Annotated in this window: 18 protein-coding genes; 4 read left to right on the top strand and 14 right to left on the bottom strand. The window is 65.1% G+C overall.

Translation table 11 applies throughout. The features are described 5' to 3' along the window. Positions 1-37 precede the first annotated feature (37 nt). Positions 38-1,417 carry an MFS transporter gene (locus ACSVIE_RS15675; protein ID WP_426003039.1) on the top strand — a complete coding sequence of 460 codons (1,380 nt, stop codon included), beginning with the start codon at positions 38-40 and terminating at the stop codon, positions 1,415-1,417. Here ACSVIE_RS15675 and ftsY read toward each other — a convergent pair. After that, the gene (gene ftsY / locus ACSVIE_RS15670) at positions 1,414-2,616 is read right to left on the bottom strand and encodes a signal recognition particle-docking protein FtsY (RefSeq protein ID WP_442424442.1); all 1,203 of its coding nucleotides are present in this window, start codon (positions 2,614-2,616) and stop codon (positions 1,414-1,416) included. The genes ACSVIE_RS15675 and ftsY overlap by 4 nt on opposite strands. 20 nt (positions 2,617-2,636) lie before the next feature. Then, on the bottom strand, positions 2,637-6,215 hold the full coding sequence (gene smc / locus ACSVIE_RS15665; RefSeq protein ID WP_442424441.1) for a chromosome segregation protein SMC: 3,579 nt from the start codon (positions 6,213-6,215) through the stop codon (positions 2,637-2,639). A gap of 336 nt (positions 6,216-6,551) precedes the next feature. Between smc and ACSVIE_RS15660 the strand changes: the two genes are divergently transcribed. Further along, entirely contained in the window at positions 6,552-11,426 is a 4,875-nt protein-coding gene (locus tag ACSVIE_RS15660; protein WP_442424440.1) for a DUF4082 domain-containing protein, read from the top strand. 75 nt (positions 11,427-11,501) lie between these two features. Here the strand turns inward: ACSVIE_RS15660 and ACSVIE_RS15655 are convergent, their stop codons facing one another. The 8 genes from ACSVIE_RS15655 to coaD all read right to left on the bottom strand — a co-directional run bounded on the left by ACSVIE_RS15655 (position 11,502) and on the right by coaD (position 17,792). Continuing rightward, a complete protein-coding gene (locus ACSVIE_RS15655; protein ID WP_426003045.1) occupies positions 11,502-12,530 on the bottom strand; it encodes a TolB family protein in 1,029 nt (342 codons plus the stop codon). Beyond that, entirely contained in the window at positions 12,527-13,843 is a 1,317-nt protein-coding gene (locus ACSVIE_RS15650) for an MFS transporter (RefSeq protein WP_442424439.1), read from the bottom strand. Before ACSVIE_RS15650 ends, ACSVIE_RS15655 begins: the two co-directional genes overlap by 4 nt. Before the next feature lie 8 nt (positions 13,844-13,851). Beyond that, the gene (locus ACSVIE_RS15645; protein WP_442424438.1) at positions 13,852-14,532 is read right to left on the bottom strand and encodes a hypothetical protein; all 681 of its coding nucleotides are present in this window, start codon (positions 14,530-14,532) and stop codon (positions 13,852-13,854) included. Positions 14,533-14,664: 132 nt separating this feature from the next. Continuing rightward, positions 14,665-15,621: a bifunctional DNA-formamidopyrimidine glycosylase/DNA-(apurinic or apyrimidinic site) lyase gene (mutM, locus tag ACSVIE_RS15640; protein WP_426003050.1), complete on the bottom strand. Its 957-nt coding sequence runs from the start codon at positions 15,619-15,621 to the stop codon at positions 14,665-14,667. Positions 15,622-15,624: 3 nt separating this feature from the next. Beyond that, complete coding sequence (gene rnc, locus ACSVIE_RS15635; protein ID WP_442424437.1) at positions 15,625-16,335, bottom strand: ribonuclease III; 711 nt, start codon at positions 16,333-16,335, stop codon at positions 15,625-15,627. A gap of 24 nt (positions 16,336-16,359) precedes the next feature. Continuing rightward, positions 16,360-16,563, bottom strand: a complete 204-nt coding sequence (gene rpmF / locus ACSVIE_RS15630; protein ID WP_426003053.1) for a 50S ribosomal protein L32 — start codon at positions 16,561-16,563, stop codon at positions 16,360-16,362. A 33-nt stretch (positions 16,564-16,596) separates the two neighbouring features. After that, positions 16,597-17,124 carry a YceD family protein gene (locus ACSVIE_RS15625; protein ID WP_426003054.1) on the bottom strand — a complete coding sequence of 176 codons (528 nt, stop codon included), beginning with the start codon at positions 17,122-17,124 and terminating at the stop codon, positions 16,597-16,599. Positions 17,125-17,291: 167 nt separating this feature from the next. Beyond that, entirely contained in the window at positions 17,292-17,792 is a 501-nt protein-coding gene (gene coaD, locus ACSVIE_RS15620) for a pantetheine-phosphate adenylyltransferase (protein WP_426003056.1), read from the bottom strand. 35 nt (positions 17,793-17,827) lie between these two features. Between coaD and ACSVIE_RS15615 the strand changes: the two genes are divergently transcribed. Then, positions 17,828-19,078 carry an aminotransferase class I/II-fold pyridoxal phosphate-dependent enzyme gene (locus tag ACSVIE_RS15615; protein WP_442424436.1) on the top strand — a complete coding sequence of 417 codons (1,251 nt, stop codon included), beginning with the start codon at positions 17,828-17,830 and terminating at the stop codon, positions 19,076-19,078. Next, positions 19,075-19,866: a spermidine synthase gene (locus ACSVIE_RS15610; RefSeq protein ID WP_426007558.1), complete on the top strand. Its 792-nt coding sequence runs from the start codon at positions 19,075-19,077 to the stop codon at positions 19,864-19,866. Before ACSVIE_RS15615 ends, ACSVIE_RS15610 begins: the two co-directional genes overlap by 4 nt. Here the strand turns inward: ACSVIE_RS15610 and rsmD are convergent. Genes rsmD through thiL form a run of 4 tightly spaced genes read right to left on the bottom strand, consistent with a single transcriptional unit; the run spans position 19,863 to position 24,754 of the window. After that, entirely contained in the window at positions 19,863-20,429 is a 567-nt protein-coding gene (rsmD, locus tag ACSVIE_RS15605) for a 16S rRNA (guanine(966)-N(2))-methyltransferase RsmD (RefSeq protein ID WP_442424435.1), read from the bottom strand. The two genes, ACSVIE_RS15610 and rsmD, sit on opposite strands and share 4 nt — an antisense overlap. A gap of 12 nt (positions 20,430-20,441) precedes the next feature. Further along, a complete protein-coding gene (locus ACSVIE_RS15600) occupies positions 20,442-22,697 on the bottom strand; it encodes an ATP-dependent DNA helicase RecG (protein ID WP_442424434.1) in 2,256 nt (751 codons plus the stop codon). Then, positions 22,687-23,718, bottom strand: a complete 1,032-nt coding sequence (locus ACSVIE_RS15595; protein WP_442424433.1) for a DAK2 domain-containing protein — start codon at positions 23,716-23,718, stop codon at positions 22,687-22,689. Before ACSVIE_RS15595 ends, ACSVIE_RS15600 begins: the two co-directional genes overlap by 11 nt. Positions 23,719-23,740: 22 nt before the next feature. Then, positions 23,741-24,754: a thiamine-phosphate kinase gene (thiL, locus tag ACSVIE_RS15590; RefSeq protein ID WP_442424432.1), complete on the bottom strand. Its 1,014-nt coding sequence runs from the start codon at positions 24,752-24,754 to the stop codon at positions 23,741-23,743. Between the last annotated feature and the right edge of the window lie 134 nt (positions 24,755-24,888).

Raw genomic sequence — 24,888 nt, 5'->3', positions numbered from 1 at the left:
TGACCTGACGCTTTGTGCGTCCTGCTTAAAGAGTTTTGTGCCGCTGTGTTTCACCTGCGCAGGTTTTACATTGCGGGCCCGTTACAACAACCTCCCCAACGTAAATGGTGGATATCGTGGTTGTTACGGGTATGTTTCAGGCGTTACATATGCCCCGAGCCACCAGAAAAAGAAGGACAAGCACTGCATGGCCAAGTCCCCCGGATCCCTTGAATCGACGAGGGTGAAGCCGGAAAAGGAACCACTTCCCCGCGACATCAAGGTGATGTTGGCCGCTGCCTTCCTGATCGCCCTGGGCTTCGGCCTGGTGGCACCCGTGTTGCCGCAGTTTGCCGCGACCTTCGATGTCGGCGCCACCGCCGCTGCCGTGATCGTGAGCATCTTCGCTTTCATGCGGTTGGTCTTCGCCCCAGCCGGCGGATCATTGATCGGACGCTTCGGGGAGCGGAACGTCTACGTCTCCGGCCTGTTGATCGTGGCCGTCTCCACCGCTGCGTGCGCCTTTGCGCAGGATTACTGGCAACTGTTGGTCTTCCGCGGCCTGGGCGGGGCGGGTTCGGTGATGTTTACAGTTGCTGCCATGGGCCTGCTGATCAGGCTGGCTCCGCCGGAACGGCGCGGCAGGGTGTCCGGCGCCTACGCTTCGGCGTTCCTGATCGGCAGCGTCCTGGGTCCTGTGGTGGGCGGGCTGTTGGCGGGCTTCGGGCTCAGGATTCCGTTCCTTGTCTATGCTGCTGCCCTGTTGCTGGCAGCCCTGGTGGTGCGGACCATGCTCAGCGGCTCGGGCGTGACACGCCAGGACGATGCCGCAGCCCCTCCCATGCCGCTCAAGGAGGCCCTGGCCGATTCGGCTTACCGCGCGGCCGTCTTCTCCAGCTTCAGCAATGGCTGGGCCACCTTCGGCGTCCGCATGGCCACCATTCCACTGTTCGCGGTGGCTGTCCTGCAGTCCCGGCCGGAAACCGCAGCGTGGGCACTGGCCGTCTTCGCTGTAGGGAACGCAGCCGCCTTGACGTTCTCCGGGCGGCTGGCCGACGCGTGGGGCCGCAAACCGCTGCTGCTGCCTGGCCTGGTGGTGACGGGTCTGGCCACCGGATTCATCGGGTTCACCACGGACCTCGTGGCCTTGCTGGCAGCCTCCGCCGTGGCGGGCTTCGGGTCGGGCCTCCTGGGCCCTGCCCAGCAGGCGGCCGTTGCCGATGTGATCGGCAGGGGCCGCTCCGGCGGCAAGGTCCTGGCTGTCTTCCAGATGGCTGCCGACACCGGGGCCATTGTTGGTCCCGTGGTAGCCGGGCTCATTGCCGACCTTTGGGGGTACGGTCCGGCCTTCGCAGCCACCGGCGGGATCCTCCTGCTGGCGGCAGCTGCCTGGCTGCCCGCCCGTGAACCCCTGGGGTCCACGGGCGGACGGCGCTAGTTCAGCAGGGCGTCCACGAATCCTTCGGCGTCGAACGGCGCAAGGTCATCCGGACCTTCGCCCAAACCGATGAGCTTCACGGGGACGCCGAGGCTCTTCTGGATGGCCACCACGATGCCACCCTTGGCGGTGCCGTCCAGTTTGGTCAGCACGATGCCGCTGATGTTGACCACCTCTGCGAAGACCCGGGCCTGGTTCAGGCCGTTCTGCCCCGTGGTGGCATCCAGGACCAGCAGGACCTCGTCCACTTCCGCCAGTTTCTCGATGACGCGCTTGACCTTGCCGAGCTCGTCCATGAGGCCCGTCTTGTTCTGGAGGCGGCCGGCGGTGTCCACCATGACCACATCCACTTCCTGGTCGATGCCCGCCTTGACGGCTTCATACGCCACCGAAGCGGGGTCGGCGCCGTCAATGTCCGACTTGACCGTGGGGACCCCGACACGCTGGCCCCACGTGGCCAACTGCTCGGCGGCGGCGGCGCGGAACGTGTCGGCCGCCCCCAGCAGCACGTCCTTGTCTTCAGCCACCAGCACGCGCGCCAGCTTGCCCACCGTGGTGGTCTTGCCCACGCCGTTGACGCCGACAACAAGCACGACGGCGGGCCGGTCACCTTGGCGGGCGACGTTCAGGGAGCGGTCCATGGAGGGGTCCACGAGCTTGATGAGTTCTTCACGGAGCATGGCCTTGACATGCTCCGGATCACGGGTCCCCAGGACCTTGACACGTTCACGCAGCGACTCGACCAGCTGCATGGTGGGTTCGGTGCCGAGGTCCGCCAGGAGCAAGGTTTCCTCGACCTCGTCCCACACGTTTTCGTCGATTTTGTCGCCGGACAGCAGGGCCAGCAGCCCCTTGCCCAGGATGTTGTTCGACTTCACCAGGCGTGCGCGAAGCCGGTTCAGGCGGCCTTCCACTGGCGCGGGAGTCTCAACGGAGATGGTTTCCAGGCCGGCGGCGTCGTCCGGGACGTCGGTCTCTTCTACAGTTCCATCGAAGGGAGGGGCCGGCGGCGTGGGAGCCGGTCGGTCCTCCACCAAGGTTCCGCCGCCTGCCGCCGGGGCCTGGACGGGGTCGTTGGCATCGCGGGTTCCCGTGTACCGTGACCCGGTTTTCCGGGCTTTCATCAGCACCGGTACCAGCCCGCCGACCACGACGAGCGCAGCCACAATGGACAGAATTATGGGTAGGAAATCATTCACTCCCCTACCTTCTCACAAAGCTATGCCCCGTCACCGAGCCGTTGGCTGATGACCGTGGACACCCCGTCTCCCCGCATCGTCACCCCGTACAGGGCATCCGCCACTTCCATGGTGCGCTTCTGGTGCGTAATAACGATGAGCTGGCTGGACTCCCGGAGCTCCTCGAAGATGGTGATGAGGCGGCCCAGGTTGGTGTCGTCGAGTGCGGCTTCGACCTCGTCCATGACGTAGAAGGGCGAAGGCCTGGCTTTGAAGATCGCCACCAGCAACGCCACCGCCGTCAGCGAACGTTCTCCGCCGGAAAGCAGCGAAAGCCGCTTGATCTTCTTTCCGGCAGGACGTGCCTCGACCTCGATGCCTGTGGTCAGCATGTCCTCGGGGTCGGTCAGGACCAGCCTGCCTTCGCCGCCCGGGAAGAGCCGCGCAAAGACGTGGTCGAACTGCCTGGAGGTGTCCGCAAAGGCCTCCGTGAATACTTGCTGGACCCGGTTGTCCACTTCCTTGATGATGTCCAGCAAGTCCTTCCGGCTGGCCTTCAGGTCTTCCAGTTGGGTGTTGAGGAACTGGTGGCGTTCCTCGAGGGCAGCGAACTCTTCCAAAGCCAGCGGGTTCACCTTGCCCAGCGCTGCAAGTTCCCGTTCGGCTTTCTTCAGCCGTTTCTCCTGCTCCGCACGGACGAACGGGATGCCCTCGACGATGGGGTTCCCGTCCTCGTCCACGGGTGCGCGCAGCTCGGCCCACTTGTCCGCTCCCGGCCCCGCCGGTACGGGCACCGGCTGGTCAGGTCCATACCCGGCCACCAGTTGCTCCGCAGAAAGCCCGAGCTCTTCCACAGCGCGCTGTTCGAGTGCTTCGATCCGGAGCCTCTGCTGTGCCCGCGCCAACTCATCCTTGTGGACTGAATCGGTAAGATCGGCCAGCTCCCGGGCGAACGCGTCGTTGCCGGAGCGTACTTCGGACAGGTCCCGCTCCAATTGTTCACGGACCTGTTCGGCGAGGTCGCGCTCCCTCCCGGCCAGGTCCACCGAAACATCGATGAACTGCAGGGCCTGTTCAACGGCTGCTGCCACCGCAGCCGCCCGTTGCGCCTGGGCCTGCCGCCGCCGCGCCCGCCGTGCAGCTTCTTCGCGTGCCCGGCGTTCGGTGGCTGCTGCCCGTTCCAGGGAGGCCGCCCTGTTGCTGACAGCCCCCAACTGCTCCTCGGCGGTCCGCAGGGCCAGGCGGGCCTCCATCTCGGCAGCCCGGGCCGACCTCGCTTCTGCGGCCAGTTCATCCCGGATGTCCGTGGAGGGCTCATCGTCCGGTGCTTCCTGGGCGGCAGCCAAGCGCTCGGCAGCTACTTCCAGATCCAGTTGCGCTTCGGCGATGTTGGCTTCGGCCCGGGCCAGCGAGGCTTCAAGGCGCTCACTTTCGCCCACGGCGCTGCGCAGGAGCGAGTTCAGGTGGCCCAGCCGTTCCGCGACGGCGGCAAGCCGGGCATCCGATTCGTGGAGCCGGTCCAGGGCAGCATCGGCACGCTCCTGCGCTTCCACACGACGTGCCCGCGCACCTGCGAGCGCAAAACGTCCGCGTTCCAGTGCTCCGGTTACTTCTTGAAGCCGGGCAGCGGCGTCGTCAACTTCCGCCTGGATCTCCAGCAGCGACGGCGCGGTGGCGGACCCGCCGTGGGCGGTGAGGGAGGTCAGGACGTCACCGCCGCGGGTGACCGCCGTGAGCTCGGGCCGTTCAGCCACCAGAGCCGCGGCGGCCTGCAGGTCATCGACGACGGCGGTGGCGGCCAGGAGCGCCAATGCGGCTTGGGCCGACGGTGCGGTGACTTTGACGACGTCGGATGTCCAGCGGCAGCCGCCAGGCAAGTCCAGGTCCTGCGGGCGGGGGTGGTCCGTCTCCGGGGCGAGCAACAAGGCTGCCCGCCCGGCGTCTTCATCTTTCAGGAGGTTCAGGGCTGTCACTGCGCCGGCTGTGTCCAAGACGACAAGGGCATCCGAGGCCTGGCCAAGGGCGGCGGCGACGGCAGCCTCGAAACCGGGTTCGATGGCCAGCATGCCGGCAAGCGGACCGACAAGGCCGTCGATGCCGGCTGACAACAGGCGTCCGGATCCGTCCTTGCGGTTGAGGCCCAGTTGCAGCGCATCCTTCCGGGCGGTCAGGGCATCCCGCTCGCGCAGGGCATCGCGTTCGGCCGCGGTGAGTTCTTCAATCTCCGCGACGACTGCCTCAAGGGCTTCCATGGCGGACTCGTATTCTGCATCCAGGCCTTCTTCGCCGTCTTCAACACCCGCTACCTGTGTTTCCAGGGCGGTGAATTCACTCTGGGCCTGGCGACGCCGTTCGTTGCCGGCGGCGAGTGATTCGCGGAGGCGCCCACGTTCGGCTTCTGCGGCCTCTGCCCGTGACCGGGCGGCCGCGACCTGCCCTGCCAGGCGGGCCAGGCCCTCGCGACGGTCCGCTGCCGCCCGGAGCATGGCCGTAAGCCGTTTGTCTTCCGCCGCGGCGAGGGCTTCGGCTGAATCCTTGGCCACCGTGGCTTCAAGCAAGGCAGCCTGCTTGGCCAGGATGTCGTGTTCCAAAGCAGCTTCCTCGTCCCGGACCCTGGCGGCCTGGCGCTCCAGCTGGTCAGGGTCGCGGCCGGTATCCGGTGGGAGCTCCGAGGAGCCAAGGAGCCGGCGCCGTTCGGCGGCCAGTGATCCCAGGGAGCGGAAGCGTTCCCTGGCTGCGGAGAGTTGGTACCAGGTGTCGCGTGCGGCATTGAGCCGGGGCGTGGCGTGGGCTGCACGCTGTTCCAGTTCCGCCTGCCGCCTGCGCCCGTTGCCCAGTTCCGCCTCAACGATCTGCCGGCGTTCCCTGAGGGCCTCTTCGTCTGCGACGTCCTGTTCCAGGGCGGTGGTCAGCTGGACGAGGTCATCGGCAAGGAGACGGGCACGGGCGTCCCTGACGTCGAACTGGACGGTCTGGGCGCGGCGGGCGATTTCGGCCTGCTTGCCCAACGGCGTCAACTGCCTCCGGATCTCGGCCGTGAGGTCCCCCAGCCGTGCAAGGTTTGCTTGCATGGCCTCGAGCTTCCGCACCGTCTTTTCCTTGCGGCGGCGGTGTTTGAGGATGCCCGCAGCTTCTTCGATGAAGCCACGGCGGTCTTCCGGGGTGGCATGCAGGACGCGGTCAAGCTGGCCTTGGCCGACGATGACGTGCATCTCGCGCCCCAGTCCCGAATCCGACAGGAGCTCCTGGATGTCCAGCAACCGGCACGGGGCGCCGTTGATGGCATATTCGGAACCACCTGTGCGGAACAGTGTCCGCGAGATGGTGACTTCGCTGTACTCGATGGGGAGGGCGTTGTCCGTGTTGTCGATGGTCAGCGAGACGTGGGCCCGTCCCAGGGGTGGCCGGCCTGAAGTGCCGGCGAAGATGACGTCCTCCATTTTGCCGCCACGGAGCGTCTTGGCGCCCTGCTCCCCCATGACCCAGGCGAGCGCGTCCACCACGTTGGACTTGCCCGAACCGTTGGGACCCACCACTGCGGTGACGCCGGGTTCGAAGTCGAACGTCGTGGCAGACGCAAACGACTTGAATCCGCGGACGGTCAAACTTTTCAAATGCAAGGCGCTTCGGTTCTCCTGGGTGGCCCGGGTGCTGTATCCCCTAAATCTACTGCGGTTTGGAATGAAACCTTGGATCCGGAGCCGAAAAAGCCTTGCGGGTGGCTTCCCCCGCCCCTACACTCCTGCCAAGGGTTACTTGTCGGTTTACTCCGGTGATCCCGCCTTCGCTTGCATGGTCTTCAGGGCAAGCGGGGTGGTTTTGGAGCACCGCAGGCGTTGTGGCCCTCGTGTTGCGATAACTGAAGATCTTGGTTTGACCCTGGCTGGGGAGCGGCAAGCAGGGACCGGGCGGTTTGCGCGGACCCGTACTGCAATGGCATACCCCCAGGAGTTCCGATGCCCGGACTTTCAGCCACCCGGCCCCAACCACTCTTCAAGGGCTTCCTCGTGCCCCTTGTCCTTGCGATGGTTGCCGCTTTGCTCCCCCTGACGGCACCTGCGGCGATGGCGGCCGGGCCTTGCGACCCCGTGGTGAATCCCGTGGTGTGCGAGAACTCGAAACCCGGCAGCCCGCCGTCGGAATGGGACATTTCAGGGGCCGGTGACGACTCCATCCAGGGCTTCTCCACGGCCATCAGTGTCAACGCGGGCCAGCCCATCCAGTTCAAGGTCGATACCAACGCTTCCACGTACACGATCGCGATCTACCGCACCGGCTGGTACGGGGGCAACGGTGCCCGCAAGATTGCCGATGTGACTCCGTCTGCTTTCCGGCAGAACCAGCCGGCGTGCCGCCATGACCTCACCACCGAGCTGTACGACTGCGGCACATGGGCCGTTTCAGCCACCTGGCAGGTGCCGTCCACGGCCGTCTCCGGCATCTACATTGCCTTGCTGACGCGTCCCGACACCGGGGGCCAGAGCCACATCACGTTCATTGTCCGCAATGACGGCAACCGCTCGGACATCGTCTTCCAAACGGCGGACCAGACCTGGCAGGCCTACAACTCCTATGGCGGCGCCGATTACTACCAAGGGGCCAACGGGCGGGCCTACAAGGTCAGCTACAACCGGCCCATGGCAACGCGCGGCGGCCCTGGCGGCCGTGATTTCTACTTTGCCAATGAGTACCCCATGGTCCGCTTCCTGGAACAGAACGGTTACAACGTCAGCTACATCAGCGGGCTGGACGCGGACCGCAACGGCGCCGAACTGCTGAACCACAAGGTGTTCCTGTCTGTGGGCCACGATGAGTATTGGTCAGGCCCCCAGCGCGCCAATGTCACGGCGGCACGCGACGCCGGCGTCAACCTGCAGTTCCTCTCCGGAAATGAGATGTACTGGCGGACCCGGTTCGAGCCCTCCAGCGTGGACGGCGCGGCGGGCCGGACGCTGACCTGCTACAAGGAAACCTGGGCCAATGAAAAGATCGACCCAACGGCGCAGTGGACGGGCACCTGGCGCGATCCACGGTTCGCCTCCCAGAGCAATGGAGGCGGACTTCCCGAAAACGGGTTGACCGGCACGCTCTACATGTCCAACTTCTCCGACCTGCCGGTGACGGTCTCCGCGGAAGAAGGCAAGACCCGGCTGTGGCGCAACACGTCACTCGCGTCCCTTCCGGCGGGAACATCCGCAGCGCTGGCACCCCATACGGTGGGGTACGAATCCAACGAGGACCTGGACAACGGCTTCAGGCCCGCCGGGTTGATCCGGCTCTCCACCACCACGGGCAACGTACCCCAGTATTTGCAGGACTTCGGCAACACCGTGGCGCCAGGCACGACCACCCACAACGTGACCCTCTACAGGGCGGCCAGTGGCGCACTGGTCTTCTCCGCCGGCAGCGTCCAATGGACCTGGGGCCTGGACCAGGAGCATGACGGAGACGGCGCGGCCGCCGACATCCGGATGCGGCAGGCCCAGGTGAACCTCCTGGCCGACATGGGTGCACAACCCGCCACCCGGGCCGCAGGCCTGGTCGCAGCCACCGCGAGCAGCGACAAAACTGCGCCGACCGCCGCAATAACGGCCCCTGCCAACGGCACTGCGATCGCCCATGGCGCCAAGGTGACCGTCACGGGAACCGCAGCGGACACCGGCGGCGTGGTGGCCGGCGTCGAGGTTTCCACCGACAACGGTGCCACCTGGCATCCAGCCCAAGGCAAACAGAACTGGACCTACAGCTACATTCAGCAGGGATTTGCAACCGCCGCCATCCAGGCCCGCGCGATCGACGACAGCGCAAACATCGGTGCCGCAACATCCCGAAGCCTCACAGTGAACGGTCCCTACAGCGTCTTCGGACAAACGATTCCTGCCAAACCGGATTCCGGCGACGGTGGATCCTACGAGATGGGACTGCGGTTCACCCCGACAGTGGACGGATTCATCACAGGAGTCCGTTTCTACAAGAGTGCAGCCAACACAGGAACCCACACCGGCTCCCTGTGGAACTCCAGCGGAAGCCGCCTGGCCACCGCCACCTTCACCAACGAGACATCCACCGGCTGGCAAACCGTCCTCTTCAGCCAGGCCGTGGCCGTAGCAGCCGGACAAAAGTACACCGTCTCCTACACCGCACCCAACGGCCACTACGCCGTCAAGGAATTCCAATGGGCAAGTTTCGGCTCCACCGCCGCGCCCCTCACGGTGGCCGGAGGCTTCGGCGCCGAACCCGCCGGTGTCTATGCAGGCGGGCAGGGCTTCCCCACCTCCAGCTTCAACGGCGGCAACTACTTCGTTGACGCGGTGTTCAGCACGGTGGACACCAGTCCCATGACCGTCTCCGGGCACAACCCGCTGCCGTCATCCTCCAGTGTCTCGGTCAACACCTCCGTCAGCGCGGTATTCTCCAAGCCCGTCGCAGCTGCGTCCGTGAAGCTCAACCTCGCCTCCAGCTCCGGACCAGTGGCGGGAACCACCTCGTACGACTCCGCCACCCGCAGGGCAACCTTCACACCGTCAGCAGCGCTCGCCTTCAGCACCCAGTACACGGCAACGCTGTCCGGGACCGACACCAGCGGTGGCGGGGTGACGGCCGGCGGCACGTGGTCCTTCACCACCGGTGCCACGATCCCCGTTCCCGGTTCGTGCCCGTGCAGCCTGTTCAACGACTCCGTCACCCCCGGGATCGAGGAACTGAGGGAAGGTGTTCCGCTGACCCTCGGCGTACGGTTCTCGAGCGTTTCTGCCGGTGAAGTGCTGGGTATGCGCTTCTATAAGTCGGCGGGCAACACCGGCACGCACAACGGCGCCCTTTACACAGCATCCGGGCAGCAGCTTGCCACGGTGAGCTTCACCAACGAATCTGCCTCCGGATGGCAGTCCGCCATGTTCAGCCAACCGGTCCAGATGGCAGCCAACACCGAGTACATCGTGTCCTACAAGTCATTGACCGGGACCTATTCGGCCACGCCCAACGGATTCGGCCAAGGCATGAGCGTAGGACCACTGCGGACGGGCTCCGACGCCGGCGCCTACACCTACAGCGGCGACTTCCCCGGTTCACGGTCCTCTACGAGCTACCTGGTGGATGTGATCGTCAACGTGCCGCCGCCCGCCTTCACGCCGACCAACAAGACACCGTTGCCAGGATCATCCAGTGTTCCGTTGGACACCGCCGTCAGCGCGGTGCTGTCCGAGGCAGCCACGGGAGTCAGCCTCTCCGTCAAGACGGCGGCCGGCGCCACGGTGGCCGGCACCTCGACCTACAACACGGACACCAGGAAAGTGACCTTCACGCCGAGCGCACCACTGGCCGCGGCTACCAGCTACACGGCCACCGTCACGGCAACAGCAGTGTCGCGGCAGGTACTGAGCGATGCCACGTGGACGTTCACCACGGTTCCTGCGCCGCGGACACCCGGCGCCTGCCCCTGCACGCTCTATCAGGACACGGTGACACCGGCAACGCCGGACGCCAACGATGGCGTTCCCCTGACCCTCGGCGTCAGGTTCGCCAGCGACACCGAAGGCCAGGTCACCGGCATCCGGTTCTACAAGTCGTCCGGAAACACCGGAGCCCACACCGGCTTCCTGTACACGGCAACGGGCCAACTGCTTGCCAGCGTTGCTTTCGCCAACGAATCGACCATGGGCTGGCAAACGGCAATGCTCAACCAGCCCGTCACCATCCAGGCGGATGTCGAGTACGTGGTGGCGTACAAGTCACCCACGGGCAACTACTCCTACACGGCCAATGGTTTCGGCCCGGGCTTCACCAGCGGACCCCTCCGGACCGCGTCCGACTCCGGCGCTTTCGCCTACGGCAGCGACTTCCCCAACGCCTCCTCCAGTTCGAGCTACCTGGTGGATCTGGTGTTCGCGGTAACCCCGCCTCCGTTCACCATCAGTGAGCAGGTTCCGGCACCCGGTGCCACGGGCATACCCGGCGACGTGAAGCCGTCCATCACCTTCTCCAGCGCAATCCGTCCCGGCGCCACGTTCACGCTGGGCACCAACGGGTCCTCCATCGCCGGAACCGCGGCATTGTCGGCCGACGCCCGTACGCTGGTCTTCACCCCCGCCACGGCCCTCCCCGCGAGCGCAACAGTCACGGCGACTGTTTCAAATGTGGTGTCCCAACAGGGCCAGACCCTGCCCACCACCACGTGGCAGTTCACTACTGCTGCTGCCACTATCCAGCAGTCCTCGATGTTCGGGTCTCTGGCTCCCCAGGTGGCAGCAGCGTCCGATCCGCAGCCCGTTGAACTAGGAACGGCCTTCACTGTGTCCCAGCCCGGCAACGTAACAGCGATCCGTTTCTACAAGGGGACGGGCAATTCCGGAACGCATGTGGGCTCGCTCTGGAATTCCGCGGGAACACGGATAGCCCAGGTGACGTTCACCAACGAGACGGCGACGGGCTGGCAGACAGCCACCTTGTCCACGCCGGTAGCGCTCACGGCGGGCCAGCGGTACGTGGTTTCCTACCGCGCACCCAACGGCCGCTACTCCTACACCTCGGGCTTCTTCAACCAAACCTGGACCAGTGGAGTCTTCACTGCGTCCGGACCCAACAACGGCCTCTACCGGTATGGCTCGGGCAGTGTGATGCCGGGCAACTCGTGGAATGCAACAAACTACTTTGTTGACGTTGTCTTCGCGACCACCGGAACCTCCCAAGCAGCACCAGCCCAGACACAGACGGCTACGGCAACCCCAACAGCCACCAGTACGGCAACGGCTTCCCCGAGCCCCACGCCAACACCCTCACCCACCACAACGCAATCCGGCGGACTGCTCTGCACGCTGTTGCGGACCTGCTGAAACCCAACCGCCCCTAAGCTGCCGGCGCCCGTTCCCCCGAACTCCAGGAGCGGACGCCGGCATCGTTGTGAAAGATTACCGAACCACGCTGGGCGACCACGCGTGCTTGATGAAGACGGACGGTTGGGACGCCGGATCGGTACCCAGCTTCCAGATATTGCTGTCGCCCTCCAGCGACTCGTCCGCGAGGCCATAGAGCAGGTTGTCGTTGTCCAGCCACTCAATCTGGTCATCCACGCTGCGCTTCTCAGCCAGGACTGTTTCCCGTCCTGAAGCGAGGTCAAGAACTGCGACGTTCCAGTGGGCGGCCAGCGTCCCGCCGTCGTTCTTCTTATAGGCAATCCTGGTGCCGTCCGGAGAGATGGACGGGCACTCGACGTTGTCGTGGACGGCGGTCAGGGTCTTAGCCGACAGGCTTCCCCGAACCAGCCAGATGCGGCCGGACGATGCTGCCGTTGCATAAAAAGCATCCTCCTGACCGGGCACGAAGGTGACACCCCAGATATTCCTGTCCGCCGCCGTCAGTTGCTGGCCGTTGACCATCAGGGCAAAGTCCTCAAGATTGCCGGTGGTGCCCGATGGCAGGGCGATTTCGGTGGCCGTGGAGAATCCGGCCGTGGCGTACGAGTGTCCTGTGACGAAGACGGTGGTGGCAATCATGGAGCCGTCGGGACTGGTCCGGGTCCGGCTGGGAATTCCAGGCAAAGGCCACGTGCGTTCGCGGTTCCAGTCCTTGTCCAGCACCTCGGCTTGAAAAGCTGTGACGAGTCCGCGGTTTGTCTTCAGGCAGACCACGCTCGACCTGGTCCCGTACACCCTGTCACAGGCTTGGCCACTGACGGCCCGGGTGCCGTCAGGCTCGGACAAGGGAACTGTTGCGGCGTTGCCGTAGCCTTGGCCCGCAGCGGTGTTCCTGAACAGGACAAAGGGAACCGAAGGAAGCTGACCGCCTGCAGTCACGCCAACGGAAGGGGCCGCCGTGAGGCTCTCCTGGAAGCGCTGATAGGCACTGGCAGCATAGATTCCCGCCGCCGCCAGCACCACTGCCGTCACGGCCAGCAGGATGCCCCAGCGCAGCCGCCCCGTGACGATCGTCCCGCTCACGCACTTGCCTTCGCGCCTTTGGCGCCGGGCAGGATGAAGAGCACAGCCACCACGGCGCATGCCAGCAAAGCGCCGGCAATGACCATGGCAGTGGTCGCACCCACGGCGAACCACAGCACACCGAATCCTGCTGAAGCGGCCATTCTGCTCAGCGCCACCACGGTCTGCGCCGACGCAATGCCCATGGCCAGCTTGCCATGCGGCGTCAGTTGGGCCGCCAGGGCGGCCAGCACGCCGTCGGTGGCCGCATAGAAAGCGCCGAGGAGGATGAGGCAGCCCGCGGTACTCCACAAGCCGCCCCATGGCAACGCAGCCAGGAAGTAGCAGGCGAGCAGAGCGACGTGGCCGCCGATGAACACGGGAACCCTGCCAACCCTGTCAGCCAACCGTCCCAAGGGAATCGCGAATGCCAGGAAGACCACGTTCGTCCCCACGAACAGCAGGGGGAACCACTGGACCGCAAAGGAATCGCGCGCCTGCAGGACAAGGTAGATGAACGCATCGCCGATCGTGAGGATGCCCAGGAGTCCGGCTGCGATGAGCAACCTGCCAAGTCCCGGTTCTTTGAAATGCCCCCACGAGAGAGCGAAGAGGCGGCGTTCGGTGCCCGGCCCTGTTTTGGCGCTCTGCGCGTCCCGCAGTCCGGGCGCCTTGAGGTCCGGCACCACCAGGGCCAGCACGGCCACGCCGATGACGGCAAACGCAAGCGAGACGACGAAAACCGTGCTGAAGCCGTTGGGGATCATCAGCAGGACAAGGAAGGCAATCATGGGTCCGGCAGCGGCACCGATGTTGTCCAGCATCCTGTGGACACCAAAAGACCTCGCCAGGTGTTCCGGTTGGGCAGAAACCGTAATAAGTGCGTCCCGGGGGGCGGTGCGGATGCCCTTGCCGATCCGGTCGCCCGTGACGATCGCCGCTATGGTCCAGAAACCGCCGGCAAACAGGAAACCGATGCGGGCCAGCATGGAAAGCCCGTATCCGGCCAAGGCCACACGTTTGGGATGGCCCGTGCGGTCGGCGGCCCAACCCGCTGCAATCCGCACGATCGCGCTGGCACCCTGGTTGATCGCATCGATAAATCCGAAGGCGATCGTCCCAAGTCCCAGGAACCCGGTGATGTACAGCGGCAGGACAGCGGCCACGGATTCGGAGGAAACATCCGTGACCATGCTGACGATGCCCAACCACAGAATGACCGGAGACAAACGAAACGGAACGTCGACCGCTGACATTCCGTCCACCGGCGCCGGACCGGCGCCCTTCGGCTTGTCCCGCTTACCTCCGCTGCGGTCAGAAAGAGAAATATACATCCATGCCCCTACCCTGCCGTACGGATGCTGCCCAGCAACTGGAAGCGTGAGCTCCCTGTTCCTGTCGTCGAAACCGATACCGTGACCGTGTCCCCGCCCCGGACAAACCTCTGCGCCAGGGAACCGTCGGGGGCGGGCGCGTCCTCGAACCAGAAACCCCGGCCCACAAGGGTCTGCCGGAAGTCGGCCAGGACGTCAGACTGGGAGGCGCCGACGATCCCGTCTGCGGTCAGCTGCACGATGTCCCCCGACGTCGAAATGCTGGTGGAGCCTACGGTGGTCCCTTTGGGCAGGGTGAGGATGTCTGCCGGCCAGCCGTCCACCACTTCTCCCTGGGCCGTGCCCGGCGCCGGTGGCACTCCTGTGAGCAGCGGGGCGGGCTCTGACGGAGCAGGAAGTCCCGTCGGCGTGGCCGTGACCGGCGGAAGGACCTCCAGGGGCTTGGTGCCGGAAGGTTGCTCTGCGGCGCCGTAGGTCGGATTGGGTTCGGAAGCGTTCGACGTCGGGCTGCCGGAGCCGGGTGCCGCGGCACTGGCGGAAGGGTCTGCACCGGCAGCACTGCTTGTACTGGTGGAGGGGGCCGGGGAGGCGGTACTCCCCTGCCGGGCCAGCTGATCGAAAACCACGGCAGCCACGGCAATCACCAAGGCAAGACACAGCCCCACGATCACCAGCCGCCGCGCCGTCATGGCCGGTCCAGCCCTGTCGCATCACCTTGCGCCAAGCTTTTCATGGGGACAGTCTGCCAGTTGCCACCCCTGATGCGGAACAGTTTGAACGGTGCGGAAAATTGCGCGGTCCGCGTGCTTGCCGGAGGGCTTTTACCAGCGCCCGTTCCTGGGACGCGGCTGGCAGACAGGGCACGTGTAGGAGGAACGGTTCATGAACTGTTCCCGCTTTATGATGCTGTGCAGCCCGGCGGCTTCACACCGGCTGCAGGCCTGGCCTTCCCGCCCGTAGGCATTGAGGGACCGCGCGAAGTACCCGGAGTCGCCGTTGACGTTGACGTACAGCGAATCGAAGCTCGTTCCCCCGGCAGCGAGAGCTTCATCCATGACGTCCTTGACCGCCTGCAGGAGCCGTTCCGTGTCCGCGCGCCGCAGCCTGTCCGTGGGCCGTGCATAGTGGAGCCGTGCCCGCCATAGGGCCTCATCGGCGTAGATGTTGCCGATCCCGGAAATGAGGGACTGGTCCAGGAGCGCGCGCTTCAAGCCTGTTTTCCTGGCCTTAAGCCTGCGGTGGAACGCATCCAGGGAGAACAGGGGATCCAGGGGGTCCCTGGCAATGTGCGAGGCTTCTTCGGCAATCTCCGGCAGCGGGGTCTCACCGAGACCGCCGGGGCCGTGGTCCGGGGTGGGCACCATGGACGTCACGAACAATCCGCCAAAGATGCGCTGGTCGACGAACCGCAGTTGCTCCGGCATGCCGGCGGACTCGCTGAGCCGGATCCTGACCTTGAGGTGTTTTTCATCCGGAACATCCGGGTCCTGCATGAGCAGTTGCCCGCTCATGCCAAGATGCGCCATCAAGGCAACCTTGGGCATCGGCGCTGTCATTGCCGGGCCGTCGTCCATGGCCAGGGGCATCCACAGGAACTTGCCACGGCGGACCACGTCCACCACCCTCGTGTGTTCCAGGTTGCCGACGAAATCTTCCACACCCAGGGCATGCCTGCGGATGGAACGTGGGTCCAGGACCTCCACGGCGGTGATCGTGCGGCCCCTGACCCAGCGGGCCAGTCCGCGGCGGACAACCTCGACTTCGGGAAGTTCAGGCATGGTTCAGGCGGAAGCCGGTCCGGCGGGCGCCTGGTCCGTCGCCGTCAGGGCGCGCCAGGCATCGGCTGCGGCTTCCTGCTCGGCTTCCTTCTTCGAGTGTCCGGACCCGCGGCCGTAGGGCATACCGCCGATGTTCAGTACGGCCTCAAAGGTGCGCGCGTGGTCGGGGCCGGAGCCTTCCACGGCGTAGTGGATAGTGCCAAGCTGTCGGCTGGCGGTCAGCTCCTGGATGCTGGTTTTCCAGTCGGTTCCCGCGCCCAAGGCACCGGCGTCTTTAAGCAGCGGCCCCACCAGGCGCATGACCAGCTGGCGGGCGGTCTCAATGTCATTGGACAGGTAAGTTGCGCCGATCAGCGCCTCCATGGTGTCCGCGAGGATTGAGGCCTTGTTCTTGCCATCGGTCAGTTTCTCGCCCTGGCCGAGATAGATGAACTCCCCAAGGCCAAGCTGACGGCCGATACCGGCCAAGGCCCGCGTACTCACGACGGCGGAGCGCCGCTTTGCGAGCTCGCCTTCGGGCAGCTCGGGGTTCTCCCGGTACAGGGAATCTGTGACGGAGAAACCCAAAATGGAGTCGCCGAGGAACTCAAGGCGCTCGTTGGTGGGGATCCCGCCGTTCTCGTACGCGTAGGAGCGGTGTGTCAGAGCAAGACGAAGCGTCTCGGTGTCAATGGAGACACCGAGACGCTTCAGAAGCTCTTCAGTTGAAGACATCCTTGGTCAGCCTTTGACGGCAGATCAGGCGTCTGCGACCTTGCGGCCCTTGTATTCAAGGAACAGCGCGGTACCGGCGGAGTCGGTGACGACCTTCGCCTGGTGCGGCAGGCTGTAGGTAACGCGACCGTTTTCGACGGTCTTGACCAGGTTGGGGGCAGTTGCCTTCCACTGGGCACGGCGTGCGCGCGTGTTTGCGCGAGACATTTTCCGCTTGGGAACAGCCACGGCTATCTCATTTCTCTCTTAGTCCAACACTTACTAATCAGTTTGCCGGTCATTCTTAGCCAGATCAGCTAGGGCAGCCCAGCGAGGGTCAATGACCTCGTGGTGGTGCCCCGGCTCGTCTTCCAGGCGTATTCCACATTCGGAACAAAGGCCCTGGCAGTCTTCCCGGCACACCGGCTGGAACGGCAGCGTGGTTACCACTGCGTCCCGCAACACCGGCTCAAGATCGATCAGATCGTGCTCGACTCGACGTTGCTCTTCATCGTCTTCTCCTTCTGAAAGCTCAACACCTTCATAGAAGAAAAGTTCTTGCACATTGACCTCAAGGTCATACGCAAGGGGATCCAGGCATCGCCCGCATTCGCCGGTAACTTCGACGATCGCGGATCCGGATACCAGAATTCCTTCGTGTACGGCCTCCAGACGAAGGTCCAGCTCGACATCCGAGCCTTCCTCCACGCCAATGAGTGCCACACCAAGGTCACTTGGTGCAGGTACATGCTCGTTGAGTGTCCGCATTGTGCCCGGGCTGCGCCCGAGGTCCTTGACTGACAGCGCCAAGGGCGAACTTGCATCGCTCTTAATGAGAACTCCTGTAGAACATATGACCGACGTACCATCTTAGCCTGATCGCGAGTGAGGACTCAAACCGGCGCCGGGGCGCGCAAAAGCACGGCGGTTTCCGTTTGGATCCCCGGGGCATCAAGCCATCGAGGCACCTGACAAGCCTACCCCTTGCGCGGACTGTCCGACGGAGGCTCGCCAGCCAGGAGGCGCTTGAGCACCGATTTGGGCACGAAGTCCGAGATGTCACCACCGAGGACGTTGACCTCTTTGATCAGTGTGGAGGACAGATGGACATAATGCGCTTCCGCCGGAAGGAACACGGTTTCGACACCGGACAATTGCCTGTTCATCGTGGCCATGGGCAGTTCGTAGTCGAAGTCGGAAGACGAGCGCAGACCCTTGACGATCGCCGACACTCCACGGTGACGGCAATACTCCGCCAGAAGCCCCTCCCCCATGGGCTCCACGATGATGCCACGCAGCGAGGCCAGGGTCTCCCGCGCCATTTCCATCCGGTCCTCCAGGCTGAAACGGTACTTCTTGGCGTAGTTGGTGGACACAGCCACGATGACTTCGTCGAACAAGCCGGCCGCGCGGGCAATGACCTCGAGATGGCCGTTGTGGATGGGGTCAAAGGATCCGGGGCATACCGCGCGTCTCATGAGACGAACCTACCCCAAAGCTTCGCCGGGATACCATGGCTGACATGTCATCCGCAGGCAGCACCGTCCCCTTGGCCGCTCCCGGCAGTTCCGCCAGCCCGTGGCAACGCGCAGCCAGCGGAGCCAACCTGTTGTCCGCGGACGGAACGCTGGGCATGACGATCTTCGAAGAGATGACCACGCTGGCCAACTCCACAGGTGCCATCAACCTCGGCCAGGGTTTCCCCGACGAGGACGGACCGGCCGACATCAAGGCAGCGGCGCAGGCGGCTATCGCCGCCGGCGCCAACCAATATGCGCCCGGCAAGGGCGTCCTCGAACTCCGTGAGGGCGTAGCCGCCCACCAGCACCGCTTCTACGGGCTGGATGTTGACCCGCAAGCTGAAGTCGTGGTCACCACCGGAGCCACGGAAGCCATTGCTGCATCGCTGCTGGCTTTTGTACAGCCCGGAGACGACGTTCTCACCTTCGAGCCTTTCTACGACTCCTATGGGGCCATCATCGGGATGGCCGGCGCCCGCCACGTGACCGCTCCCCTGCAGGCCCCGGATTTCCTCCCCGATCTCCAGGCCCTCGAGACCGCCTTCACCGACCGCACCAAGGTGGTTCTCCTCAACAACCCGCACAATCCCACAGGCGCCGTCTTCCCCCGGGAAGTCCTGTCCAGGATCGTGGAGCTGGCCGTCAAGCACGACGCCATCATTGTCAGCGACGAGGTCTACGAGCACCTGACCTTCGGCGTGCCGCACATACCGGTAGCTACGGTGCCCGGCGCCGCTGGACGGACAATCACGATTTCCTCGGCGGGCAAAACCTTCTCCTTCACCGGTTGGAAGGTCGGCTGGCTCACGGGGCCGGCAGACCTCGTGGCGGCGATCCGTACGGTCAAGCAGTTCCTGACCTACAGTTCCGGGACACCGTTCCAGAGCGCCATTGCCGTGGGCCTTGCCCTTCCCGACGACTTCTACACCGGCATCGCCAGGGAACTTGAGCAGAAACGGGACATCCTTTCCGAGGGACTCCGCGCGGCAGGGTTCGGCGTCTACACCCCCAGCGGGACATACTTCGTTAACGTAGATACTGCCCCGCTGGGAATAGCGGATTCCGTGGACCTGGCCCGGCGCCTGCCGGAACTGGCAGGAGTGGCGGCCATACCAGTTCCGGTGTTTTGCCATGCCGAAGGTGCTGAACGGACGCGGACCCTCCTGCGGTTCGCATTCTGCAAGAAACGCGAAGTCCTGGAAGCTGCTGCCGAACGGCTCGCAACCCTGAGGGACCGGCTCTGAAAGGCACCGGAGGTCCCCACGCTGCAAGCCGCTTCCTGCGTGCCACGGGACAACATGCCACCATCGAGGCCGACACCTTGGTGGAGGGCGCCTGCATCCTCAGCATCGGCGGGGCTGAGCAGTCCCACGTCAACCTGGCCCACCCCGAGGACATCTTCTACGAATACCTCCGCAGGATCGGACATCTTGTGGACCTGGCCGCCCGCCCAGGCATCCCCGTCACCGCGCTGCACCTCGGCGCCGGCGCCCTGACGCTGGCCCGGTATATCCAGGCGACCAGGCCGGGCTCGGAACAGTACGCCGTGGAACTGGAACGCGAACTGCTGGACTTCGTCCTGCATCACCTGCCCATGCCGGAGGGCACCCGCCTTCACACGCACATCGGCGACGCCCGCGACGCACTGGCAGAGCTTCCCGCCAAGCTGCGCTTCGACGTCGTCATTCTCGATATCTTTTCCGGTCCCGAAGCCCCGGCACATATTGCGTGCCGGGAATTCTACGAGGAAGCGGCGGCCCGTTTGCAGCCCTCCGGAGTCCTGATCGTCAACGTCGGCGATGAAGCAGCTTTGACCTTGGTGCGAAGCCAGGTGGCCGCGCTCAGGGAAAGCATGGCGGACGTTGCTGCGTTCGCCGAAAGCGGCATGTTTGACGGCCGCTACCCGGGAAACATCGTGCTGGCCGGCACACTGGCGCCCTGGCCACAGGACTGGACGACGCAACTGCTGGCCCGCGGCCCGCACCCCGCCGCCGTGCTGACGGGCGTGGACCTCGACAAGATCACCGGCTAGGCCGGTTCAGCAAACCACAACCTGGTTTCGCCGTACTTCTTCTCCGCAAAGCACTCCAGGCTTTCCGGCCACTGGGGCTCCGCACTGCGGGCGGATCTTTCCACCACCACAACGGCGCCTTCGTCCAGGTGCGGCGCAAGCTTGCCGAGCACCGCACCCAGTGCCGGTTCGGCCAGCGGGTAGGGCGGGTCCAGGAACACCAGATCCCACAAGTCGCCCGGCCCTGCCCGGTCCAGATACGACTCCACTTTGGAACGGTGGACCGAAACTTTCCTGCCGCCAAGGACCTGGTTGACCATGTCTGCGTTGCGCTGGCACACATCGCTGGCGCGGGCATCGAATTCCACCAGGTCAACGCTGCGTGCACCGCGGCTGGCGCTCTCTATGCCCAGGGAACCGGACCCGGCGTACAAATCCAGGACACGGGCGTCCTCCACCACGTCCAGTGATTCCAGACGGGAAAACAAAGCCTCCTTGACCCTGTCGGTGGTGGGCCTGGTGGCCGTTCCCGGAACGCTCGTCAGCGGGTTCCCGCCTGCAACGCCGGCGATAACGCGGCTCATGCACGTGCTCCTTTAACCGCGTTCAAGGAACGCCTCTTTCTCAGGGTTCAGGTACTCATCAATGGCAGCAGCCAGCGAAGGCTGGCCCCGCAGGGTGGGATCGACGGCCACCAGGTCCTGGGCGTCCGATCGCGCGCGCACAATGAGGTCTTCGTGCTCAAGGACCCGCAGAAGCTTCAACGTTGACCGCCCACCTGACTGTGAGGCACCCAGGATGTCGCCTTCGCGGCGGAGCTTCAAGTCCTCCTGGGACAGTTCGAAACCGTCCGTGGTCGAGGCGACCGCATCAAGCCTGCGCCGGCTCGGATGGCCCGGTTCCAGCGTGGTGACCAGGAGGCAGGTTCCGGGCAGTCCGCCACGGCCCACCCGGCCACGCAGCTGATGGAGCTGCGAAATGCCAAACCTGTCCGCATCCAAAATCACCATGAGCGTGGCGTTGTGGACATCCACACCGACCTCGATAACGGTGGTGGAAACCAACAGCTTGGTCTGGTTCCCGGCGAACGACGCCATGGTCTCTGACTTGACCACCGGGTCCTGCCGCCCGTGAAGCGGGGCCAAGGGAACTCCCGCCAGCGAAGGCTCCTGGAGGAGGCTTTCGACCACGGCCGTGACGGACGCGAGCTCGCGGGACGGTCCTTCAGCCGACAGTTCGGCATCGCCCGGTTCAGCCTCCCCCGGACTGAAATCGCCGTCGTCGTCCGTTCCGATCTTGGGGCAGACGACGTACACCTGGTGCCCGGCGTCAATTTCCTCACGGGAGCGCTTCCAGATCCGGTCCACCCAGCCCGGGTTTTCCGCCAGGCCTACCACGTGGGTGGAGATCGGCGCCCGGCCTGCCGGCAGTTCATCCAGGACGGAGGTCTCCAGATCACCGAACACCGTCATGGCTACCGTGCGGGGAATGGGGGTGGCGGTCATGACCAGCAGGTGCGGCGGCCGCTGCGCTTTGGCCCGCAGCGCATCACGCTGCTCCACCCCAAAGCGGTGCTGTTCATCCACCACGATCAAGCCAAGGTCCTGGAAACTGGTCTTGTCGCTCAACAGGGCATGGGTGCCGATCACGATGCCCGCATTGCCCGACGCGGCATCGAGCATGGCCTGCTTGCGGGCGGCCGTGGGCATGGATCCGGTCAGGAGCACCACCTGGACGCCTTCCTCTGCGGCATCACCGCCCAGCATCCCGGAACCACCGAACAGCGTATCGCGGGCCAAGGGGCCGAGGGTCCGGCGGATGGAATCGTAGTGCTGGGCCGCGAGTACTTCCGTCGGGGCAAGGAGGGCGGCCTGGCCGCCGGCATCCACCACCTGCAGCATGGCCCGGAGCGCCACAATCGTCTTGCCGGACCCCACTTCCCCTTGCAGGAGGCGGTTCATGGGTGTGTCCCGTGCGAGTTCTTCGGACAAGGTCTTTCCCACGGCCGCCTGCCCCGCTGTGAGGGTGAAGGGAAGGTTTCGGTCGAACACACCCAGGATGCCCTCGGCCACGGGACGGCGTGCGGTGGCTTCCTCCGCCGCAAGCTGTGCACGGCGCCGGGCAAGCGCGGCCTGGAGGACCAACGCCTCCTGGTACCGGAAGCGTTCCTGGGCACGTTGCCAGTCCCTGGCTGTTTCCGGCATGTGGATCAGGCGGTAGGCCTCAGCCACGCCCAGGAGCTTGTCCCGGTGGACCACCGGCTGCGGCAAGGGGTCAGGGAGTGACTGCAGGTCCAGCGTCTGCAGCAGGGTGGTGATGACCTTGTGGATCGACCAACTGGTCAGCTTGGCAGTGGCCGGATACACGGGAATGGGCATGGCTGCCAGCTTTTCCGGATCCATGGCGCCTTCGACATCCGGGTCCTCGTCCAGCAGCAGGAAATCGGGATTGGTCAAGCCAAGTGCCCCTCCGTAACGGGTCACTTTGCCGGAGAACATCGCACGCCGGCCCGGCAGGAGTTCAGCCTTGGCCCGGAATCCGTTGAAGAAGCTCACTTTCAGCGTCCCGGCCACGGTGCTGCCGCCGGCTTCGTCCGTGACCACGACGTCGGTAATCGAACCGCGGCGGGCACGCATCTGACGCGTGCTGTTGGAAATGACCCGTGCGATCAGGGTTACTTCTTCGTCCAGCGGCAGCTTGGAGATAGGAGTCAGCTCGCCGCGGCTGAGGTAGCGCCTGGGAAAGTAGTTGAGCAACGCACCCGTGGTTTTAATGCCCAGGTGTTTCTCCAGCACCCCTGCCGAGCGTTTGCCGATCCGGCGTTCCAGGGGCAGTTCGAGCTCAGTGTTCATGCGGCGAAGGGTGCGCTGCGGGCCCGGCATCCTGCACTGCCGCGGGCTCCCGGGGAACTGCAAGTTGGCTCACGGCAAGGTCCGTGGGCTCCCCCAGGGAGCGGATCAAGGCCACTGCGGGCTCAGGGTCGGGGACGTGGACATGGACGCGCCAGCGGTACCGCACCTCCGCCGCGGAGTCGTCGTCTTGGTGATGGTTTGCCGAGCTGCCCACCTGGCTCATGATCACCGAATCCCCCATCTCATCAAGCCGCTGGCGGAGGATCGCCGCATCCAGGGGCAGGAGGTCGATGGTGCACATCACTTCAACGCCGTCATCTGCCGGCATGTGCTGGTGGATGTGCGGGTCCTGCAGCTGGTAACCGTGCAGGCCGTCCAGGAGCTCGTCCTGCAGCTCCTCTCCCAGCACTGCGGACCGGAGGCAATCGAGAACCAACAGCATGCCCACCCCGCCGGCATCCACTACATGGGCATCGTGGAGCGGTGCCAGTTGGTCTTCGGTGCGCACCACAGCCTGGAACGCTGCCTCCACCACGGCATCCAGCGCAAGGCCGAGCGCATGGTTGGAGTCGTCTCCGTTCTGGGTGGCGTCTACCGCCTGGGCAGCGTGGGCTGCTGCTTCCAGGACGGAGAGCATGGTTCCGGAAACGGGCTCGCTCAGTGCGGACCAGGCCCTGATTTGGGCCCGGTGCAGCGCGGCGGCAAGCAAAGGGGCACTCAGCCGGGTTTTTCCGGCCAGCGGTTCGGCGGCCGCGCACAGGAAGACGGCCAGCAACGTCCCGGAGTTGCCACGGGCTTGTTCGATGGCAGCCTGGCCGGCGTGTGCAAGGACCGCTCCGACGTCGGCACCGGCTTCGGTATTCCCGGCCGGAGAGTCGTCGAGGGCGCCAAAGGCTGCACGGGCCGTCAGATAGAGGTTCGTACCGGTGTCGCCATCAGCGACGGGAAAAATGTTGATCGCGTTGAGGCGGTCGCTGTGGTTGCCCAGGACCACCTCCGTTTTGCCTAGCCAACGTCTCATGGCGTGCGCATTCGCGGCGATCTTAGTCTGCAAAATGATCCCATCCCACGGTGTCGGCAGCTTGCCCGGCAATCCGGACCCCGTTGTCTCCCGGCGGTGCAACGGCATGCACTGAGCCTATCGCAGTGAACCCCTCCGGCAGCTGAATTCCGGCTGGGAAAGTGGCCAGCAACCCGTGGTCCTCTCCCCCGCCCAACACCCACTCCATGGCATCGGCGACCAGCAGGGCAGCGGCAGGTTCGAGCGGCGTGGCATAGCTTTTGAGGACGCCAGGGTCGAGGTCGATCAGCACGTTGCTGGCTGCGGCGAGCCGGGCGGCGTCACGGATGAGCCCGTCGGAAATGTCCATCATGGCGGACACTCCGGAGGCCGCCGCCAGGGGGCCCGCGGCCAGAGGTGGCCAGGGCCTGCACTGGCTGTCCATGAGGTCCCGCTGTTCAAGCGTGAGGCCAGTGACCGCCATGCCGCTTTCCAGCAGGGCCAGGCCGGCGGCAGCGCGACCCACGGTTCCGGCCACGGCCACGGAATCCCCGGGCCGGGCACCTGAGCGGAGCACCGGCGGCTTGCCCGCCAACGTGCCCATGACGGCCACGGTCACGGACAGTTCACGCCCCCGGCCCAAATCGCCCCCCGCCACGGAACATTCCGCTGCCCCTAAACCTGAGATGCCCGCTGTGAGCCCGTCGGCAAACTCCTCCACCCATGAGACGGGAGTGGCCGGCGGCATGCTGAGGCTCACGACGAGGGACGTGGCGGTTCCGCCCATGGCATTGATGTCGCTCAGGTTTTGTGCGGCGGACTTCCAACCGACGTCGAAGCCCGTGGTCCGGTACCCGTTGTTCCACTCGACACGGAAATCCTGGTCCTGGGTCTGGGTATCAATGGAGATGAGTGTCCTGCCGTCCGGTGCAGCCACCAGCGCAGCATCATCGCCCGGGCCCAGGAGGACCCCCGGGCCCTGATGAAGCCGCGGAAAAATCCGGGCAAGGAGCTGTGGCTCCGACAACTGGCCGACGGTGAGGTGATCTTCGTGCACGCATCTACGCTATCGCGGCCGGCCGACAGAATAGCCGTGGCCATTGCCAGCGCCGGGATACCGCCTTCCCGGAGGTTATGTGACCAGCGCAACGTAAAGCCGGCGGGTCCGGCGGGCCGGGATAGTCTGGACTG

Origin of the sequence: Paenarthrobacter sp. NCHU4564 (assembly GCF_052156435.1) — a bacterium.
Lineage (GTDB): Bacteria > Actinomycetota > Actinomycetes > Actinomycetales > Micrococcaceae > Arthrobacter.
The sequence above is the reverse complement of the archived record's forward strand: the minus strand, read 5'-3'. Positions and strand labels throughout refer to the sequence as shown.

Coding starts and splice junctions, on each gene's coding strand:
- ACSVIE_RS15660 (WP_442424440.1), top strand. CDS start 6,552: ATGCCCGGACTTTCAGCCACCCGGCCCCAACCACTCTTCAAGGGCTTC.
- ACSVIE_RS15650 (WP_442424439.1), bottom strand. CDS start 13,843: ATGTATATTTCTCTTTCTGACCGCAGCGGAGGTAAGCGGGACAAGCCG.
- ACSVIE_RS15645 (WP_442424438.1), bottom strand. CDS start 14,532: ATGACGGCGCGGCGGCTGGTGATCGTGGGGCTGTGTCTTGCCTTGGTG.
- mutM (WP_426003050.1), bottom strand. CDS start 15,621: ATGCCTGAACTTCCCGAAGTCGAGGTTGTCCGCCGCGGACTGGCCCGC.
- rnc (WP_442424437.1), bottom strand. CDS start 16,335: ATGTCTTCAACTGAAGAGCTTCTGAAGCGTCTCGGTGTCTCCATTGAC.
- coaD (WP_426003056.1), bottom strand. CDS start 17,792: ATGAGACGCGCGGTATGCCCCGGATCCTTTGACCCCATCCACAACGGC.
- ACSVIE_RS15615 (WP_442424436.1), top strand. CDS start 17,828: ATGGCTGACATGTCATCCGCAGGCAGCACCGTCCCCTTGGCCGCTCCC.
- rsmD (WP_442424435.1), bottom strand. CDS start 20,429: ATGAGCCGCGTTATCGCCGGCGTTGCAGGCGGGAACCCGCTGACGAGC.
- ACSVIE_RS15600 (WP_442424434.1), bottom strand. CDS start 22,697: ATGAACACTGAGCTCGAACTGCCCCTGGAACGCCGGATCGGCAAACGC.
- ACSVIE_RS15595 (WP_442424433.1), bottom strand. CDS start 23,718: ATGAGACGTTGGCTAGGCAAAACGGAGGTGGTCCTGGGCAACCACAGC.